Consider the following 16,393-nt stretch of genomic DNA (forward strand, 5'->3'; position numbering starts at 1 on the left):
ATGACCGCCTCAGCCGCCCCCGAGGCGAACCCGGCCTTCCACCTCTCCGGCGAGGCCCTGATGGGCCTGCGCCACCTCGCCCGCCGCGGTGTCACGCCGGCGACGCGGACGCTGGCGGGGCTGCCCGGCGGCATCGTCACCCGGCGGCGCGGGCGCGGGTCGGAGCCCGACGACGTGCGGCTGTGGTCGGAGGGCGACGACCGGCGCCACATCGACCGAAACGCCACCGCGCGCACCGGCATCCTGCACGTGCGCACCCACCACGACGAGCGCGACCGCGCCGTGGTGCTGCTCGCCGACTTCCGGCCCTCGATGCTGTTCGGCACCCGCCGGGCGCTGCGCTCGGTCGCGGCGGCCGAAGCGCTGGCGCTGCTCGGCTGGCGCGTGGTCGGCGACGGCGGCCGCGTCGGCCTCGTGGTCGCGAGCGGCGACGCGCCGACCGCGTTGCGCCCGGCCGGCGGCGAGCGCGCGATGACGGCGATCACCGGCGCCCTCGCGTCGGCCCACGCCCGCGCGCTCGCGCTGCCAGCGGCCGACGACCCGCCCCTCGACGCGCTGCTGACGCTCGCCCGCAGCCTGCTGCCGTCGGGCGGCCACCTCGTCATCGCCTCGGCGCTCGACAGCCCCGGCGACGACTTCGACCGCCTGCTGACGCTGCTCGCCGAACGCCTCTCGATCCGCCTGATCCTGGTGAGCGACGCCTTCGAGCGGACCCGCCCGCCGGGCTTCTATCCCTTCGCCCTGCCCGACGGCCGCCGCGGCACGGTGCAGGCCGCCCGCCAGCCCACGCGCGAGCCGGCCCCCGGGCGGGTCCCCGCCGACGAGCGCTTGGCCGACTACGCCCGCCGCGGCATCGAAGGCCTGCGCCTCGACGTCGAGGCCGGCCCGGAGGCCTACGCCCCGCTGATGGAACGGCTCGATGCGGTTTTGTGAAGCCGCTGGCATTTCCCTCCCACCCCCGCAGAGGGGGGAGTGGATGCGCACGCCCGTGTGCGGAAAACCATGACCCCCGCCGACGCACTGCCCACCCTCGACGCCCTGCGTGGGCTTCACCTGCCGAACCAGGCGGCGGGGGCGATCTCCGGCGAGGTCGTCGTCGCGAGCCTCGCGGGATTCGCCGCCGCGCTGCTCGTCGGGCTGGTGCGCTATCTTCGTGTCCGCGCCCGCGCCACTCTGCGCCGGGCGGCGTTGCGCGACTTGTCAGCCGCACGAAGCCTCGATCCGGACGCGCGCCTCGTGGCACAGGCCCGGCTGCTGCGCCGCCTCGCCCGCACCCTGCACGGCGAGGCGGCCGCCGCGGCGCAAGGGACGGCGTGGGCGCAGAGGCTCGACGGGCTGTTTTCCACCACCTTTTTCACGGCGGGCGCCGGGCGCACCCTCGTCGAGGGGCTCTACCGCCGCGGCGACCGGCCGGACCCGGCCGCCCTCGACGCCGAGCTCGGGCGCCTGATCGGGCGGATCCGCGGATGAGCCTGCTCCCGGCCTGGGTCACGGCGCTCGCCTCCGCGTTCGATTGGGCCGCGCCGCTGGCGCTGCTGCTCCTGCCGCTGCCGCTGCTGGTTCAGCGCTTCGTCCCGGCGGAAGCCGCGGGCGGCAGCGGCGCGTTGCGCGTCCCGGCCTCGCTGGTGGCGCAGGCGGAGGCCGGCGCCGACGTCGCCGCCCGTGGCCGGCGCCGGACCTGGGCGATCTGGACCCTGTGGGCGGCGCTCGTCGTGGCGCTCGCCGGTCCGCGCCTCGTCCTGCCGGCGACGGCGCTGCCGGCCTCGGGCCGCGAGATCATGCTCGCCATGGACTTGTCCGGCTCGATGGAGCGGCGCGACTTCTCCCTCGACGGCGAGACCGTGAACCGACTCGTCGCGGTCAAGCGCGTCGGCGCCGACTTCATCCGACGCCGCGCCGGCGACCGCATCGGCCTGGTGATCTTCGCCGACCAGGCCTTCGTGGCCGCCGGGCTCACCTTCGACACCGCAAGCGTGGCGCGGGCCCTGGAGGAGGCGACCATCGGCCTCGTCGGCCGTTCCACCGGCATCGGCGACGGCCTCGGGCTAGCGCTGCGCCGGCTCGACCCCAAGGATTCCGGCGGCGAGGGGCAACCGGTCGCGTCCTCGAAGGCGGTGATCCTGCTCTCCGACGGCGCCAACAACGCCGGCCAGACCACGCCGAAGGACGTGGCGGCGCTGGCGAAGGAACTCGGGATCAAGGTCTACACGATCGCGCTCGGTCCCCGCGACATGGCCGACGCCGACGGCGAGCAGGACGTGGTCGACACCGAGACGCTCCGCGAGATGGCCGAGATCACCGGCGGCAAGGCCTTCCGGGTGAAGACCACCGACGACCTCGTCGCGGTCGCCGACGCCATCGACACCCTGGAGGGGGGCCGTGCCAAGGCCCCCCCGGTGCCTCTGCGCCGCGACCTCTGGCCCTGGCCCGCGGCGCTGGCCTTCGCCTGCGCCGGGCTGCTGCTGGCCTCCCGGAGGCGGGGATGAAGCGTCTTCGTTCTAGTCTTTTCGAGCGGGCGCGAGACTTCGGCGCGACCAATACCGCGCATCCCCTCTCCCCGCCTGCGGGGAGAGGGCCGTGCCGACCTCGTCGTCGGCGCGGCGAGGCGGCAGCCGAAGGTGAGGGGGTGCTTCCGGACGCCCGCCTTCGGAAACGCCCCCTCACCGCCGCTTCGGCTTCGCCTGCGCTTCCCGCAGGCACGACGAGGTGCCTGCGGGCCTCTCCCCGCCTGCGGGGAGAGGGGGGCCCTCTCCACCGAGGGAGCGTTCGGCGATGACCCTCTTCGACGCCTACGCGCTCCTACGGCCCTGGTGGCTGCTGGCGATTCCCGTGATCGCCGTGCTGGCCTTCCGGGCCGCCGCTCGCGCGGCGCCGCTCGGCGATTGGGCGCGGGCGGTCGACCCGGCGCTGATGGCGCTGATGGTCCGGCGCGGCGCCGTGCTCGGCGGCCGGCGGCAGGCGAACCTCGCGGCCGCCACCGCCGCGGGGGTCGTCGCGCTGGCGCTCACGGGACCCGCCGTCGAGCGCAAGGACGCGACGACCTTCCGCAACCTCGACGCGACGGTGATCGTCGCCGACCTGTCGCGCTCGGTCGCCGAGGGCGGCGGGCTCAAGGACCTGCGCCAGACCGCGCAAGGCGTGGCCGAGGCCGCCGGCACCCGGGCGGTGGCGCTGGTGATCTATGCCGGCGACGCCTACGTCGCGACCGGGCCGACCACCGACCGCGACAGCTTCGGCACCACCCTGTTCGCGCTGGACGCCGACACGGTGCCCGACCGCGGCAGCCACCCGGAGCGTGGGCTGGCCCTGGCGCGGCGTACCCTGGAGGAGGCGGGGGCGCTGGCCGCCGACGTGGTGCTGATCACCGACGGCGACGGCATCGGCGACGCGGCGTTGCGCGAGGCGGAGGCGATGCGGGCCAAGGGCTGGCGCGTCCAGGGGCTGTTCGTGCCGGCGCACAAGACATTGCCGCCCGGCGCGCCGAAGACCGACCGGGCGGCCCTCGACCGGCTGGTCTCGGCCGGCGGCGGGGTCGCGGCCGACCTGTCTGCGCCGGCCCCCGTGCTCGACGCGGTCGGCGCCGGCACGGCCCAGCACCTGGCCGCGGGCGGCTACGCGGTGCTCGCCTTCGCCGACCTCGGCCGCTGGCTGCTGCTGCTGGCGCTGGTGCCGGCGCTGATCCTGTTCCGGAGGAGTGCGTGATGGCAGCCCGCGCGCTCGGCCGCCTGCCTGTCTCTCCCACCCTTTCAACCGCCCTCTCGCGCGGCTGGCGGCGCTGGGCGCGGATCGTCGGGATCGCGGCGGCCGGCGCCGGCATCCTGGCGCTGCTGCTGGTCTCGCAGCCGCGCACCGGCCTCGGCCGCCTGCTGATGGGGGTCGGACTGCCCTCAGTGGCGCTCGCGATCCTCGACGACCCGGCCTGGCGCGGGCCGGCGCTCTACGAGGCCGGGCGCTACGACGAGGCCGCGGTCTTGTTCCGCAACGGCGGCCGGCGCAATTCGTACAACCTCGGCAACGCGCTCGCCCGGATGGGCGACTATGCCGGCGCGATCGAGGCCTACGACGCGGCGCTGCAGTTCAACCCGCGCGACGCCGACGCGCAGGCCAACCGCTCGCTGCTCGCCAAGCTCGTCGCCGAGGCGATCGACCGCAAGGGCGGCGGCACCGCCAACGGCTCGGCGCAGTACGGCGCCCGCTACAACAACACCGCCAACCAGGAGAAGGACGACACCATACAGGCCAATTCGAGCGGCGAGGGCCTAGCCGGCAACAAGGAGGCGAGCTCGTCCGCCTCGATTCCCGGCAACAGCAAGGTCGCGCGCCGGGGCCAGGCCGAGCAGCAGACCGTCGAATCCGGCCGCGGCGAGGCCCGCGGCTCGGCCGGCGACGCCGCCGGGCGCGGCCGCACCGGCGGCGGCTCGGCGATGGTGGCCGAGGCCCCCGAGAAGGAGGTGCGCCGCGTCACCAAGAGCTTCGAGGCCCACGAGATCCGCCCCGACCGCCTCTGGCTCCAGACCCTGCCGGACGACCCCGGCCGCTACCTCAAGCTCCGCATCAAGGCCGAGCAGACCCGCCGCATCGAAGCCGGCACGAGCATGCCCGCCGGGAGCAACCCATGGTGACGGCTTTGGACGCGACGAGCCCGATCCCGAGGGATGCTCAGGAGACGCCGCGCGGCTCCTTCTCCCATGGGAAGAGGGGTGGGATGAGGGGCGTGACCTCTCCGGCACGTTCTCGTCCCTCACCCCGACCCTCTCCCGCCCGGGAGAGGGGGCCCGCGCCCGCTCCGGCGGCGTTCCGTCATCACGCCCGCGGGTGGATCGGTGCGCTGCTCGCGCTCCTGTTCGTCACCCAGCCCGCCCGCGCCGAGGTCGAGCCCGGCGACCTCACCCTCACGGTGACCCCTGAGCTGAACGGCAACGCCGCGCCCTTCGTGCGCGAGATGGTGCTGCTCAAGATCCACGGGGTCTACAAGCAGCAGATCCTGCTTGAGGAGGTGATCCAGCCGACGCTGGCCAACTTCAGCTGGAGCCAGCTCGGCCGCGACCGCTGGAGCAAGACCAAGCTGAAGGACGGCCAGAGCGCCATCGCCTTCGACCGGGTGATCGCGGTGTTCCCGCACCATGCCGGCGACTTCACCATCGAGCCGTTCGACCACCGCCTGACGATCAACGACAACGGCGACCGCCGCGTCGTCGACGTGCGCTCCGGCCCGATCGCCCTGCCGGTCGCGACCTGGACCAAGGAGGGCGGCGGGCCGGACGCCAAGGAGCCGTGGTGGCTGCCGGCGAAGGACGTGACGATCACCGATTCCTGGTCGCCCGACCCGGAGACGGTGAAGCTCGGCGACACCACACGGCGCATCGTGACGGTGGAGGCGCAGGGGATGGTCGCGGAAGGGCTGCCGCCGCGCCCAGTGATGCGCACCCGCGGCATCCTCACCTTCGCCGGCCCGGTCACCCGCGAGACCCTGATCACCCCCGCCGGGCCGGTGGCGCGCGCCACCTACCAGTGGGACGTGAAGGCCGGCGTGCCCGAGATCATCCCGCTCGACGCGATCGTGATCCCATGGTTCGACACGGTCTCGCGCACGATGCGCGAGGCCGAGATTCCCGCCCGCCAGATCGGCGGCGGCCTGCCCGACCGGGAGGGCGACCTCGCGCCTCCGCTCGCCGCTGCGCCGTGGGTCGCGGCCGCCGCCGCGCTCGCCGCCTTCGGCCTCGGGCTGGCGCTGATCGGGTTCGGGACGGGCGCCGGCGCGCTGCGCCTGCCGCGCGGCACCCGGGCGGCCCTGCGCCGCGCGGCCGGCACGGGCGACGCCGTGGGCTTCCGTGCGGCGACGCTGTCGGCCGAGCCCGACCTCGCGCAGGCCTGGCGCGCCGACCCCGACACCGCGGCCGGCCTCGCCGCGCTCGACCGCGCGCTCTATGCGCCGGCCGGTGCCGCGCCGCCCGATCTCCAGAGACTCGCCCGCCGTCTGTCGCGCCCGGTGCGGCGGCCCGCCTCCGGCCCCGGGCCGGCCGACCGCCTCCATCCCCTCGACGGCCCGGTCGACCGCTCCCTCGACCGCCCTGCGCGGGGCTGACCGCTCCGCGAACCGTCAGTCGATCGCGATGGCGACGAGGGAGAACAGGCCGGCCAGCAGCAGGTTGGCGACGAGCACGAGGGCGATCACGGTCATGGACATCTTGTCGGTTGGGGCCGCCGGTCCGGCGCGCCGCATTCCATAGCCCGGCCGCCCGGCCCCGTCCGCAGGGCCGCCGGCGAGCCGCGAAAAGTCCCGCCGGCGATGCAGGCCGGCCACGTCACCGCGGAGCCGCAGGCAAGGGCCGACGACGCGTCCCGACCCACACGTCTTGCGTGTGCAACGCTTTCCCGCCACCATCGTTAACGAACCGTTCACGAATGGGGTGTGGCATGACGATAGGATCGATCGGCGGGGCCCTCACGGCGGCCACGAGCTTCTTCGGCCTCGGCGGCCGCCTGCGCGCGGATGCGCTCCCGGCCCGCCCGCAGGCCGACGACGACGCGTCCGAGCCGAATCCCGACGGCTTCGCCCCCGGCGAGCCCTGCTTCGAAGCCGTCGCCGAGGCCCTGGCCGAGGCGGGATACCTCGACGCCTGAGGATTTTTTCGCGTCGGGCATGCTCGGCGGGCCGCGTCGTGTATCTGCGTGCGCGAACACATGACGCCGGAGCCGCATAACGTTCTTTCTAAGAAACGCTTCGCGCGTCGCGTTTCTCTTCTCTGGCAGGCCATTTCTGTAGAAGGACCCCGTTGCCGTCCGCTCGGTTGAGGCACGCGCCGGAAGAATGATCGTGTCTTCCGCCGTGTTCCTGGGATTGGTGGACGGCGATCCACCAGTTGACAACGTTCTGTAAAACGAACGAGAACCCGACTTCTTCGTCAGGGACGGTGCCCGATAGGCCGTCGTCCCGCGGTGATGACCGGAGGATCGGCGTGAGCGAGCGGAACGGAACACGGCGCGCGGGACGGATCGGGCGTCGCACGGCGCTGGCGGGGCTGTGCCTGGCCGGCGGCCTGTTCGCGGCGGGCGGCGCTCAGGCGCAGACGGCCCTGCTCAACGTCTCCTACGACCCGACGCGCGAACTCTACCGCGACGTCAACGCGGCCTTCGCGGAGGAGTGGAAGGCCAAGACCGGCGAGACGCTGACGGTGCGCGCCTCCCATGGCGGCTCGGGCTCGCAGGCCCGCACGGTGATCGACGGCGTCGACGCCGACGTGGTGACGCTCGGCATCCCCTCCGACATCGACGCGATCGCCAAGCTGACCAAGAAGATTTCCGCGGATTGGCGCACCAAGCAGCCGAACGACGCGCTGCCCTACACCTCGACGGTGGTGTTCCTGGTGCGCAAGGGCAACCCGAAGGGCGTGAAGGACTGGGGAGACCTCGCCAAGCCCGACATCAAGGTCATCACCCCGAACCCCAAGACCTCGGCCGGCGGACGCTGGAACTTCCTCGCCGCCTGGGGCTACGCCTACAACCAGGACAACGACACGGCCAAGGCCGACGCCTTCGTCGGCACCGTCTACAAGAACGTGCCGGTGCTCGACACCGGCGCGCGCGGCTCCACCGTCACCTTCGCGCAGCGGGGATTGGGCGACGTGCTGCCGACCTGGGAGAACGAAGCCTACCTCGTGCTGCAGGAGTTCGGCGCCGACAAGTTCGACATCGTCGTGCCGCCGACCTCGATCTACGCCGAGCCGCCGGTGGCGCTCGTCGATGCCAACGTCGACCGCAAGGGCACCCGCAAGCAGGCGGAGGCCTACCTCGCCTTCCTCTACACCGACAAGGCGCAGGCGATTTTCGCCAAGCACCATTACCGCCCGTTCAAGCCCCAGGCCGCGGCCGAGGCCGACCTCAAGCAGCTGCCCGCGATCAAGCTGTTCAAGATCGAGGAACTCCAAGGCAACTGGGACGAGATCCAGAAGAAGAACTTCGACACCGGCGGCCTGTTCGACCAGTTGAGCCGCCAGGGGCGGTAAACGCTCCACGCTTTCCCTCCCCCCTCTGTGGGGGAGGGTGGGCTGCGAGCTAAGTCGGGAGAGGGGAGCGCCCTCTCCGGACTACGCGCTCCCCTCTCCCGACCCTCGCTCACGCGAGGGCCACCCTCCCCCGCAGAGGGGGGAGGGACGATCCGTCGAGGCATCATGGTCGACCCACCCCGCCCGAAGCGGCGTTTCCGACAACCCAGCGTGATCCCCGGCTTCGGGCTCACCTTCGGCTACACGCTGACCTGCCTCGGGCTGGTGGTGCTGCTGCCGCTCGCCGCCCTCGTCGCCAAGGCCTCGGGCCTCGGCCTGTCGGGGATCTGGTACGTCGCCACCGACCCGCGCGTCGCCAGCGCCCTCAAGATCAGCTTCGGCGTGTCGCTGCTCGCCGCGCTTACCGCCTCGGTGTTCGGCTTCCTCGTCGCCTGGGTGCTGACCCGCTACCGCTTCCCCGGGCGCAAGCTCGTCGACGCGGTGGTCGACCTGCCCTTCGCCCTGCCGACGGCGGTGGCGGGCATCGCGCTGGCCTCGCTCTACGCGCCGAACGGGCTCGTCGGCGCGCAGCTGACGAAGCTCGGCATCCAGGCCGCCTACACCCCGGTCGGCATCTTCATCGCCATGGTGTTCATCGGCCTGCCCTTCGCCGTGCGCACCGTCCAGCCGCTGATCGCCGAGATCGACAAGGAGGTCGAGGAGGCCTCCGCGACGCTGGGCGCCACCCGGTGGACGACGCTGACCAGGGTGGTGCTCCCGCCGCTGATCCCGGCGGTGCTCACCGGCTTCGCGCTGGCCTTCGCCCGCGGCGTCGGCGAATACGGCTCGATCATCTTCATCGCCGGCAACCTGCCTTACGTCTCCGAGATCGCGCCGTTGCTGATCGTCATCAAGCTCTCCGAGTTCGATTACGGGGGCGCCTCGGCAATCGCCACGATCATGCTCGGGATCTCGTTCCTGACCCTGCTGGCGATCAACCTGATCCAGGCCTGGAGCCGGCGGAGGTTCGGTTATGTCTGATCTGAGCCTGACGGCCGCAGCCCCCGTGCAGGAGGATGCCGCCAACGAGGGCCGCCTCGTGCGCGGCCTGCTGATCGGCACCGCGGTGGTGTTCCTGGCGCTGTTCCTGGTGCTGCCGCTGTTCACGGTCTTCGCCCAGGCGTTTGCGCGCGGCGTCGGGGCCTATCTCGAGGCGTTCTCCGAGCCCGATGCCTGGACCGCGATCCGCCTGACGCTGACGGTGGCCGCGATCGCCGTGCCGTTCAACCTCGTCTTCGGGGTCGCCGCCGCCTGGGCGATCGCCAAGTTCGAGTTCACCGGCAAGAGCCTGCTGATCACGCTGATCGACCTGCCGTTCTCGGTCTCGCCGGTGGTCTCGGGCCTGATCTACGTGCTGCTGTTCGGGAGCCAGGGCCTGTTCGGCGGCTGGCTGCAGGCCAACGGCATCCAGATCCTGTTCGCACTGCCCGGCATCGTGCTGGCGACGGTGTTCGTCACCTTCCCGTTCGTGGCACGCGAGCTGATCCCGCTGATGCAGGAGCAGGGCAACGCCGAGGAGGAGGCGGCGCTGACGCTCGGCGCCACCGGCCTCCACACCTTCCGCACGGTGACGCTGCCCAACATCCGCTGGGGCCTGCTCTACAGCGTCCTGCTCTGCAACGCCCGCGCCATGGGCGAGTTCGGCGCGGTCTCGGTGGTGTCCGGGCATATCCGCGGCCTGACCAACACCATCCCGCTCCACGTGGAGATCCTCTACAATGAGTACAATTTCGTCGCCGCCTTCGCCGTCGCCTCGCTCCTTGCCGGACTCGCCCTTGTCACGCTCGCCCTCAAATCCCTCCTCGAATGGCGCTACGGGGCGGAGCTCGGGTCGCGGGCACGGCATTAACGCGAATTCGACCGCGATCCGCGTCGAGGGCCTGTCGAAGACCTTCGACACGGCGGCCGTCCTGCACGACTTCAACCTCGACGTGCGCGCGGGCGAATTGCTCGGCCTGCTCGGCCCCTCGGGCTCCGGCAAGACCACGCTGCTGCGCATCATCGCCGGGCTCGACACGCCTGATCGCGGTCGCATCCTGTTCGGCGGCGACGACGCGACCTTCCTGCCCGTGCAGCAGCGCGCCGTCGGCTTCGTGTTCCAGCACTACGCCCTGTTCAAGCACATGAGCGTGGCCGACAACATCGCCTACGGCCTGAACGCGCGGAAGCGCTCGGAGCGCCCGCCGGCCGCCGAGATCAAGCGCCGCGTCGGCGAGCTGCTCGACCTGATCCGGCTCTCGGGCTTCGCCGACCGCTATCCCTCGCAGCTCTCGGGCGGCCAGCGCCAGCGCATCGCGCTGGCCCGCGCCCTCGCCGTCGAGCCACGTGTCCTCCTCTTGGACGAGCCGTTCGGCGCCCTCGACGCCCAGGTGCGAAAAGACCTGCGGCGGTGGCTGCGCGAGATCCACGACCGCACCGGCCAGACCACGATCTTCGTCACCCACGACCAAGACGAGGCGCTGGAGCTCTCCGACCGGGTCGCGGTGCTCGACCGCGGCCGCCTCGAGCAGGTCGGCACCCCCGACGAAGTGCAGGAGAACCCAGCCTCGGCCACCGTGCTGCGTTTCCTCGGCGATGCGATCGAGGTCGAGGCGATCACGGAGGGCGGCCAGGTCCGCGTCGACGGCCGGCCCACGCCGGTCGTCGCGCCGGCCGGCCTGATCGGCCCCGTCAAACTCTTCGTGCGACCCTGGCAGCTGCAACTGGTGGAGCCCGCCACCGCGCATCTCACCGGCACCGTCCGCTCGTCCTACCGCAGCCAGGGCCGGCAGCGCATCGAGGTCGCCCGCCCCGACGGCGGCCTGCTGATCGTCGAGGATTCCGACGGCGAGCGCTACGCCACCGGCCGCGAGGTCGGCCTGCGGATCAACGGGGGATACGTGTTCGGGTGAGGCGCTTCTGGGCTTGGTCGGCCGTTGATATGTTCGACGAATACCGAATTTGTCGAACGCCAGGGTGACGCGATGCCGAAGGCCGCAGCGAACACGGACACAAACGGCCCGATCCCAGGGCGGAGCCGTTTTGAGGCGGTGATGGAGGCCGCCGAACGTTCCGGGCTGCTGGCCGACAAGAGCACGCGCATCAGCAGCCGGATCAGCCCGGCCCTGCTCGACCAGGCGAAGCGGCGCACGGGCATCGCGGCGGATACCGACCTCATCGCCTTCGCGCTGGACGACGACTTCGCGACCGTGTTCGAGGCGGTGGGCGGTACCGTGGACCCGGACCTGAAGCTCGGGTTCTGAGGTGGCGGATTTCGATTTCGCAGCGGCCGTCCGCTGGGCGCGCTTCGCGCCGCGCGCCACCCTCGCGCGTCGGCGCGACGCGGATCTGCCGTTTCTCGATGCGGCTCAGGTGGCCGGGTCTGCCCTGTTGCTCGACACCTGCGTCTCCATCGATCGCCTCCAGGGGCGTGCGCCGGCCGCCGTCGTCCGTGCGATCACGACGCGGCCCGTCAACCACGCGACCGTGGCCATCCAGGAACTGATGCGCACGGTCGGCGTCCTGAACCCGGACGACCCGCGGACCGTGGCGGCGGTCTCGGCGATCGGGCGGCAGATCGATGCGATGCGGCCGCATCGGGTCTTCGCTGCGGACGTGCTCGGCCGCGCGGCGCTGCTGTCCGGCATCCTCTGCCGGCTACAGGGCTATGCCGCCGACGGCCGCCTGCGCGCGCTGCAGGATTGCGTGCTGTTCCTGCTGGCGCAGAAGCTCGGGCTCACCGTTCTGACCCGCAACATCGCCGACTTCGACGGCCTGCTGCACCTGATCTCGGCCGGCCGCGTGCTGCTCTACCGGACGGCCTAAGGCGGCATCTGGGCTCGCGGCCGGGAGGCTCCCCGGCCTACGCTGCCGTCCCGTCCCGGCGCCGCAGCACCGAGTGCTTGCGGCCGTAGACGTAGTAGATCACGAAGCCGATCGCCATCCACACGACGAGCCGGATCCAGGTGTCGAGCGGCAGGCCCGCCATCAGGAACAGGCAGGACAGGATGCCGAGCAGGGGGACCATCGGCACGTAGGGCACGCGGAACGGGCGGGGCCGCTTCTTGTCCGAGCGCCGCAGGTAGATCACCGAGCCGCAGACCAGGATGAAGGCGGCGAGCGTCCCGATGCTCACCATCTCGCCGAGGATGCCGATCGGCACCAGGGCGGCCACCACCGCCACCACCGAGCCGATCAGGAGCTGGCTGCGATAGGGCGTCTGATAGGTCGGGTGCACGTGGGCGAACAGGCGCGGCAGCAGGCCGTCGTTGGCCATGGTGTAGAAGATCCGGCTCTGGCCGTAGAGCAGCACCAGGATCACGGTGGTCAGGCCGGTGAGCGCCCCGAGTTTGATCAGCGCCGAGAACCACGCGATCCCGATCACGTCGACGCCCTTGGCGATCGGATCGGGGACGTTGAGATCCTTGTAGGGCACCACGCCGGTGAGCACGGCGGCGACCAGCACGTAGAGCACCGTGCAGATCGCGAGCGAGCCGAGGATGCCGATCGGCATGTCGCGCTGGGGCGACTTCGCCTCCTGCGCGGCGGTGGAGACCGCATCGAACCCGATGAAGGCGAAGAACACCACGCCCGCCCCGCGCAGGACGCCGCTCCAGCCGAAATGGCCGAAATTGCCGTCGTTGTCGGGGATGAACGGGGTCCAGTTCGCCTGCTTGATGTAGCCGTAGCCGAGCACGATGAAGGCGATCACCACGGTCAGCTTCACCGCCACCATGATGTTGTTCAGCCGGGCCGATTCCTTGGTGCCGCGCACCAGCAGCAGCGTCAGCAGCGCGACGATCAGCACCGCCGGCAGGTTCGCGAACGCCGTGGCGTCGGAGCCGTCGGCGAGCTTCACGGCGGTGCCGGGCGCGGCGGTGAAGCGGGCCGGGATCACCAGCCCGACATCCTTGAGCAGGCTGACGACGTAGCCCGACCAGCCGACCGCCACGGTGGCGGCGCCCATGGCGTATTCGAGGATCAGGTCCCAGCCGATGATCCAGGCGAAGAGTTCGCCCAAGGTCGCATAGGTGTAGGTGTAGCTCGATCCCGCCACCGGGATCAGCGCCGCCATCTCGGCGTAGCACAGCCCGACGAAGGCGCAGGCGATGCCGCCGGCCACGAACGACAGCATGATCCCCGGCCCGGCATATTGCGCGGCCGCGGTGCCGGTGAGCACGAAGATGCCGGCGCCGATGACGGCGCCGATGCCCATCGCGATGATCGAGAACAGGCCGAGCGATTTCGAGAGCTGATGCCCGTCGCCCTCACCCCCCGCGATGATGTCCTCGACGGTCTTGCGCGCCGTCAGGCCGGAGGGTTGGTCCTTGGACGCCATGATCTCTCCGATCCACGAAGCCAGATTCAGCACCATGTCGGCCGGTCGAGGACGACGCCAGCCGCCGCTGCGGGCGATCCCCCGGTTTCGGGCCGTCCTCGGCCGAGCGTGGTTCGAACGGAACCGCAAAAATCGCGCCGCGGCGATGGCGCTTGGGTTCGAGATCGGATCGGAAGGATGGGTTCGGACAGATTGGCGCCTGGTCGGGGTGGGACGGGGGCGCCTGTCCCTACGTGGCCGCATGCTCGACATCCTCGACGTAGGCAAAACCAGGGACTGCCGGCGCAAGGAGTGCGATAGAAGGCCAGCCGCGGTGCCACGGGGTGCAGATCGGGGCCGTAACAGGACGTCTTGATGTTCCTCAGCGTATTCGACGTGTTCAAGCTCGGCCTGGGGCCGTCCTCGTCCCACACGATGGGGCCGATGACGGCGGCGGCCGACTTCCTCGACCTTCTGCGGGCCAGTCCGGCGAAAGGCGCGGCTGCCGCAGTGCGCGTGACCCTGTACGGGTCGCTCGCCTTCACGGGGAAGGGCCATGCCACCGACCGCGCGGTGTCGCTCGGCCTGCTCGGCTACCGGCCCGCCGACATCGAGATGGCCGAGGCCGAGCGCCGGCTCGAGGACCTGCGCGTCGACAAGTGCCTCGTCCTGCCGGGGCTTCCGGTTCTCGCCTTCGATCCCGAAAGCGCGGTCGCGTTCGATTTCGGGCCTCCGCTGCCCGGCCACGCGAACGGGCTCGTCGTCACCGCCTGCGACGGGCAGGGCTCGCCGGTCCTGTCCGAGACCTACTATTCGATCGGCGGCGGCTTCATCCTCACCGCCGCGCAACGCGACGTCGTCCTGCCGCCATCTTCCGACGCCGCGGACCCGCGGCTCTGGCCCTACCCGTTCGAATCGGCGGCCGCGATGCTGCGCATGGCGCGGGACAGCGGCTTGTCCATCGCCGCCATGAAGCGCGCGAACGAGGCCGTCAGCCATTCGGAAGCCGAGATCGACGCGGGGCTCGCGCGCATCTGGACTACGATGGGCGGTTGTATCGAGCGCGGGCTGTCGCGGGACGGCGAGTTGCCCGGGGGTCTTCGCGTCCGACGCCGGGCCAAGCGCATCCGGGACCAGCTGCTTGCCGAACAGGGCTCGAACCGGGAGCAGCCGCACAGCGTCACGGAATGGCTGGGCGTCTACGCCATGGCGGTCAACGAGGAGAACGCGGCCGGCGGCAAGGTGGTGACGGCGCCGACGAACGGGGCCGCAGGCGTCGTCCCCGCCGTGATCCGGTACTACCTGGACCGGTGCGTCGGCGCCGACCCGGCCCGCGTTCAGGACTTCCTTCTGACGGCCGCCGCCATCGGCGGATTGATCAAGCACAACGCCTCGATCTCGGGCGCGGAGGCCGGCTGCCAGGGGGAGGTCGGCTCCGCCAGCGCGATGGCGGCGGCCGGCCTGTGCGCCGTGCTCGGCGGCACGCCCGAGCAGGTCGAGAACGCGGCCGAGATCGCGCTGGAGCACCATCTCGGGATGACCTGCGACCCAGTCGCGGGCCTGGTGCAGGTGCCCTGCATCGAGCGGAACGGGATCGGCGCCACGAAGGCCGTCGCGGCCGCCTCGCTCGCCCTGCGCGGCGACGGCTCGCATTTCATGCCCCTCGACAACTGCATCGCGGCCATGCGGCAGACCGGCGAGGAGATGAGCACAAAATACAAGGAGACGAGCCTCGGCGGCTTGGCCGTGAACCTTCCCGAATGCTGACGACCCCGCGTCCGCCCTGGCGACGTGAGCGCCGACCAGCCGACCAGCCGACCGGCGCCGCGGCCGCCTTCCGGCCGGCCGCCGTCCGGGCTATCGCAAGGCGGCGCCGCGCGGGGCGCGGGCGACACGGAGGCAGCGACATGGGCATGGCGACGAACCCGGATCACGCCACCCGCCCCGACGTGCTGGCGGCGATCGGCAACACGCCGCTGATCCGGCTGCGCCGGGCGTCGGAGGAGACCGGCTGCACAATCCTCGGCAAGGCCGAGTTCCTGAATCCCGGCCTCTCGGTGAAGGACCGGGCGGCGCGCGCGATCGTCGAAGACGCGGAGGCGCGCGGGCTGATCCGGCCGGGCGGCACCATCGTCGAAGGCACGGCGGGCAACACCGGAATCGGGTTGGCGCTGGTCGCGTCGGTGCGCGGCTACCGCACGGTGATCGTCATCCCCGTCACGCAATCGGAGGAGAAGAAGCAGACGCTGCGGCTGGCCGGCGCCCGGCTCGTCGAGGTGCCGGCGGTGCCGTTCTCCAACCCGGACAACTACGTCCACGTCGCCCGGCGCCTCGCCGAGCGGATCGCGGCGGAAGACCCCGCCGGGGCGTTCTTCGCCGACCAGTTCGACAACGTCGCCAACCGCGGCGCGCACGAGGCGCATACCGGCCCCGAGATCTGGGACCAGACCGGCGGCACCGTCGACGGCTTCGTGTGCGCGGCCGGCACCGGCGGCACGCTCGCGGGAACCGCAGCCGCCCTGCGGGCGAAAAACCCCAAGGTCGCAATCGCGCTGGCCGACCCCGAGGGCTCGGCGCTCTACGCGCACTACACCACCGGCACCCTGAATGCGGAGGGCTCCTCGATCACCGAAGGCATCGGCCAGGGCAGGATCACAAAGAACCTCGAGGGCTTCACCCCCGACCACGCCTTCCGCATCGGCGATACCGAGGCGCTCGACATCGTGTTCGGGCTGATGCGCGCGGAAGGGCTGTCGCTCGGCGGCTCGTCCGGCATCAACGTCGCCGGGGCGATCCGGCTGGCGCGGGCGCTTGGGCCGGGCCACACCATCGCGACGATCCTGTGCGACGGGGCGGCGCGCTACGCCTCGAAGCTGTTCAACCCGGCCTTCCTGCGCGAGCGCAACCTGCCGAGCCCGGACTGGCTCGACCGGCCCGCCGACCCGCTGCCGGACTGGCACGCCTGAGCCGGCAAAACCGTCCGTCAGTTTGCGTGCGAATTATTTGAACGGAACGGATTGTCGCGGCGTTTGCACGGTCAAGCTCACGACCC

The 16,393-nt window shown here is 71.8% G+C and carries 17 protein-coding genes; 15 read left to right on the top strand and 2 right to left on the bottom strand.

Annotated elements, in window-relative coordinates; genetic code table 11:
- The 6 genes from MFF13_RS14550 (at position 1) to MFF13_RS14575 (ending at position 6,085) form a co-directional block, all read left to right on the top strand.
- On the top strand, positions 1–933 hold the full coding sequence (locus MFF13_RS14550) for a DUF58 domain-containing protein (RefSeq protein ID WP_147830977.1): 933 nt from the start codon (positions 1–3) through the stop codon (positions 931–933).
- Positions 934–1,002: 69 nt separating this feature from the next.
- Entirely contained in the window at positions 1,003–1,470 is a 468-nt protein-coding gene (locus tag MFF13_RS14555) for a DUF4381 family protein (RefSeq protein ID WP_147830978.1), read from the top strand.
- Positions 1,467–2,486 (top strand): VWA domain-containing protein, encoded by a 1,020-nt coding sequence (locus tag MFF13_RS14560; RefSeq protein WP_147830979.1) that lies wholly within the window; start codon positions 1,467–1,469, stop codon positions 2,484–2,486. Before MFF13_RS14555 ends, MFF13_RS14560 begins: the two co-directional genes overlap by 4 nt.
- A 286-nt stretch (positions 2,487–2,772) precedes the next feature.
- The gene (locus MFF13_RS14565; protein WP_147830980.1) at positions 2,773–3,702 is read left to right on the top strand and encodes a VWA domain-containing protein; all 930 of its coding nucleotides are present in this window, start codon (positions 2,773–2,775) and stop codon (positions 3,700–3,702) included.
- Positions 3,702–4,622, top strand: coding sequence for a tetratricopeptide repeat protein (locus MFF13_RS14570; protein ID WP_147830982.1), 921 nt, complete (start codon positions 3,702–3,704; stop codon positions 4,620–4,622). Before MFF13_RS14565 ends, MFF13_RS14570 begins: the two co-directional genes overlap by 1 nt.
- Before the next feature lie 83 nt (positions 4,623–4,705).
- Complete coding sequence (locus MFF13_RS14575; RefSeq protein WP_373322540.1) at positions 4,706–6,085, top strand: hypothetical protein; 1,380 nt, start codon at positions 4,706–4,708, stop codon at positions 6,083–6,085.
- A gap of 15 nt (positions 6,086–6,100) precedes the next feature.
- Here the strand turns inward: MFF13_RS14575 and MFF13_RS14580 are convergent, their stop codons facing one another.
- Positions 6,101–6,304, bottom strand: a complete 204-nt coding sequence (locus MFF13_RS14580; protein WP_147829112.1) for a hypothetical protein — start codon at positions 6,302–6,304, stop codon at positions 6,101–6,103.
- Between the two features lie 113 nt (positions 6,305–6,417).
- Here MFF13_RS14580 and MFF13_RS14585 point away from each other — a divergent pair, with 113 nt between their 5' ends.
- From MFF13_RS14585 to MFF13_RS14615, 7 genes are all read left to right on the top strand, one after another.
- The gene (locus MFF13_RS14585) at positions 6,418–6,624 is read left to right on the top strand and encodes a hypothetical protein (RefSeq protein ID WP_147829114.1); all 207 of its coding nucleotides are present in this window, start codon (positions 6,418–6,420) and stop codon (positions 6,622–6,624) included.
- A 335-nt stretch (positions 6,625–6,959) separates the two neighbouring features.
- A complete protein-coding gene (locus tag MFF13_RS14590) occupies positions 6,960–8,006 on the top strand; it encodes a sulfate ABC transporter substrate-binding protein (protein ID WP_373322541.1) in 1,047 nt (348 codons plus the stop codon).
- A 165-nt stretch (positions 8,007–8,171) separates the two neighbouring features.
- Complete coding sequence (gene cysT / locus MFF13_RS14595; RefSeq protein WP_238272422.1) at positions 8,172–9,026, top strand: sulfate ABC transporter permease subunit CysT; 855 nt, start codon at positions 8,172–8,174, stop codon at positions 9,024–9,026.
- Positions 9,019–9,894, top strand: a complete 876-nt coding sequence (cysW, locus tag MFF13_RS14600) for a sulfate ABC transporter permease subunit CysW (protein WP_147753992.1) — start codon at positions 9,019–9,021, stop codon at positions 9,892–9,894. Before cysT ends, cysW begins: the two co-directional genes overlap by 8 nt.
- A 16-nt stretch (positions 9,895–9,910) precedes the next feature.
- Positions 9,911–10,936 carry a sulfate/molybdate ABC transporter ATP-binding protein gene (locus MFF13_RS14605; RefSeq protein WP_306422429.1) on the top strand — a complete coding sequence of 342 codons (1,026 nt, stop codon included), beginning with the start codon at positions 9,911–9,913 and terminating at the stop codon, positions 10,934–10,936.
- Between the two features lie 72 nt (positions 10,937–11,008).
- A complete protein-coding gene (locus MFF13_RS14610) occupies positions 11,009–11,287 on the top strand; it encodes a hypothetical protein (RefSeq protein WP_238272423.1) in 279 nt (92 codons plus the stop codon).
- Between the two features lies 1 nt (position 11,288).
- Positions 11,289–11,849: a type II toxin-antitoxin system VapC family toxin gene (locus MFF13_RS14615; RefSeq protein WP_147829118.1), complete on the top strand. Its 561-nt coding sequence runs from the start codon at positions 11,289–11,291 to the stop codon at positions 11,847–11,849.
- A gap of 37 nt (positions 11,850–11,886) precedes the next feature.
- Here the strand turns inward: MFF13_RS14615 and MFF13_RS14620 are convergent, their stop codons facing one another.
- Positions 11,887–13,362 carry an amino acid permease gene (locus tag MFF13_RS14620; RefSeq protein WP_147753994.1) on the bottom strand — a complete coding sequence of 492 codons (1,476 nt, stop codon included), beginning with the start codon at positions 13,360–13,362 and terminating at the stop codon, positions 11,887–11,889.
- A 354-nt stretch (positions 13,363–13,716) separates the two neighbouring features.
- Between MFF13_RS14620 and MFF13_RS14625 the strand changes: the two genes are divergently transcribed.
- Both MFF13_RS14625 and MFF13_RS14630 read left to right on the top strand, forming a co-directional pair.
- Positions 13,717–15,108 (top strand): L-serine ammonia-lyase, encoded by a 1,392-nt coding sequence (locus tag MFF13_RS14625; protein ID WP_147829120.1) that lies wholly within the window; start codon positions 13,717–13,719, stop codon positions 15,106–15,108.
- 146 nt (positions 15,109–15,254) lie between these two features.
- A complete protein-coding gene (locus tag MFF13_RS14630) occupies positions 15,255–16,307 on the top strand; it encodes a cysteine synthase A (RefSeq protein WP_147829183.1) in 1,053 nt (350 codons plus the stop codon).
- Positions 16,308–16,393 lie beyond the last annotated feature (86 nt).

It is taken from the genome of Methylobacterium cerastii, from assembly GCF_022179125.1.
Lineage (GTDB): Bacteria > Pseudomonadota > Alphaproteobacteria > Rhizobiales > Beijerinckiaceae > Methylobacterium > Methylobacterium cerastii.

Coding starts and splice junctions, on each gene's coding strand:
- MFF13_RS14550 (WP_147830977.1), top strand. CDS start 1: ATGACCGCCTCAGCCGCCCCCGAGGCGAACCCGGCCTTCCACCTCTCC.
- MFF13_RS14555 (WP_147830978.1), top strand. CDS start 1,003: ATGACCCCCGCCGACGCACTGCCCACCCTCGACGCCCTGCGTGGGCTT.
- MFF13_RS14560 (WP_147830979.1), top strand. CDS start 1,467: ATGAGCCTGCTCCCGGCCTGGGTCACGGCGCTCGCCTCCGCGTTCGAT.
- MFF13_RS14565 (WP_147830980.1), top strand. CDS start 2,773: ATGACCCTCTTCGACGCCTACGCGCTCCTACGGCCCTGGTGGCTGCTG.
- MFF13_RS14570 (WP_147830982.1), top strand. CDS start 3,702: ATGGCAGCCCGCGCGCTCGGCCGCCTGCCTGTCTCTCCCACCCTTTCA.
- MFF13_RS14575 (WP_373322540.1), top strand. CDS start 4,706: ATGAGGGGCGTGACCTCTCCGGCACGTTCTCGTCCCTCACCCCGACCC.
- MFF13_RS14585 (WP_147829114.1), top strand. CDS start 6,418: ATGACGATAGGATCGATCGGCGGGGCCCTCACGGCGGCCACGAGCTTC.
- cysT (WP_238272422.1), top strand. CDS start 8,172: ATGGTCGACCCACCCCGCCCGAAGCGGCGTTTCCGACAACCCAGCGTG.
- cysW (WP_147753992.1), top strand. CDS start 9,019: ATGTCTGATCTGAGCCTGACGGCCGCAGCCCCCGTGCAGGAGGATGCC.
- MFF13_RS14610 (WP_238272423.1), top strand. CDS start 11,009: ATGCCGAAGGCCGCAGCGAACACGGACACAAACGGCCCGATCCCAGGG.
- MFF13_RS14620 (WP_147753994.1), bottom strand. CDS start 13,362: ATGGCGTCCAAGGACCAACCCTCCGGCCTGACGGCGCGCAAGACCGTC.
- MFF13_RS14625 (WP_147829120.1), top strand. CDS start 13,717: ATGTTCCTCAGCGTATTCGACGTGTTCAAGCTCGGCCTGGGGCCGTCC.
- MFF13_RS14630 (WP_147829183.1), top strand. CDS start 15,255: ATGGCGACGAACCCGGATCACGCCACCCGCCCCGACGTGCTGGCGGCG.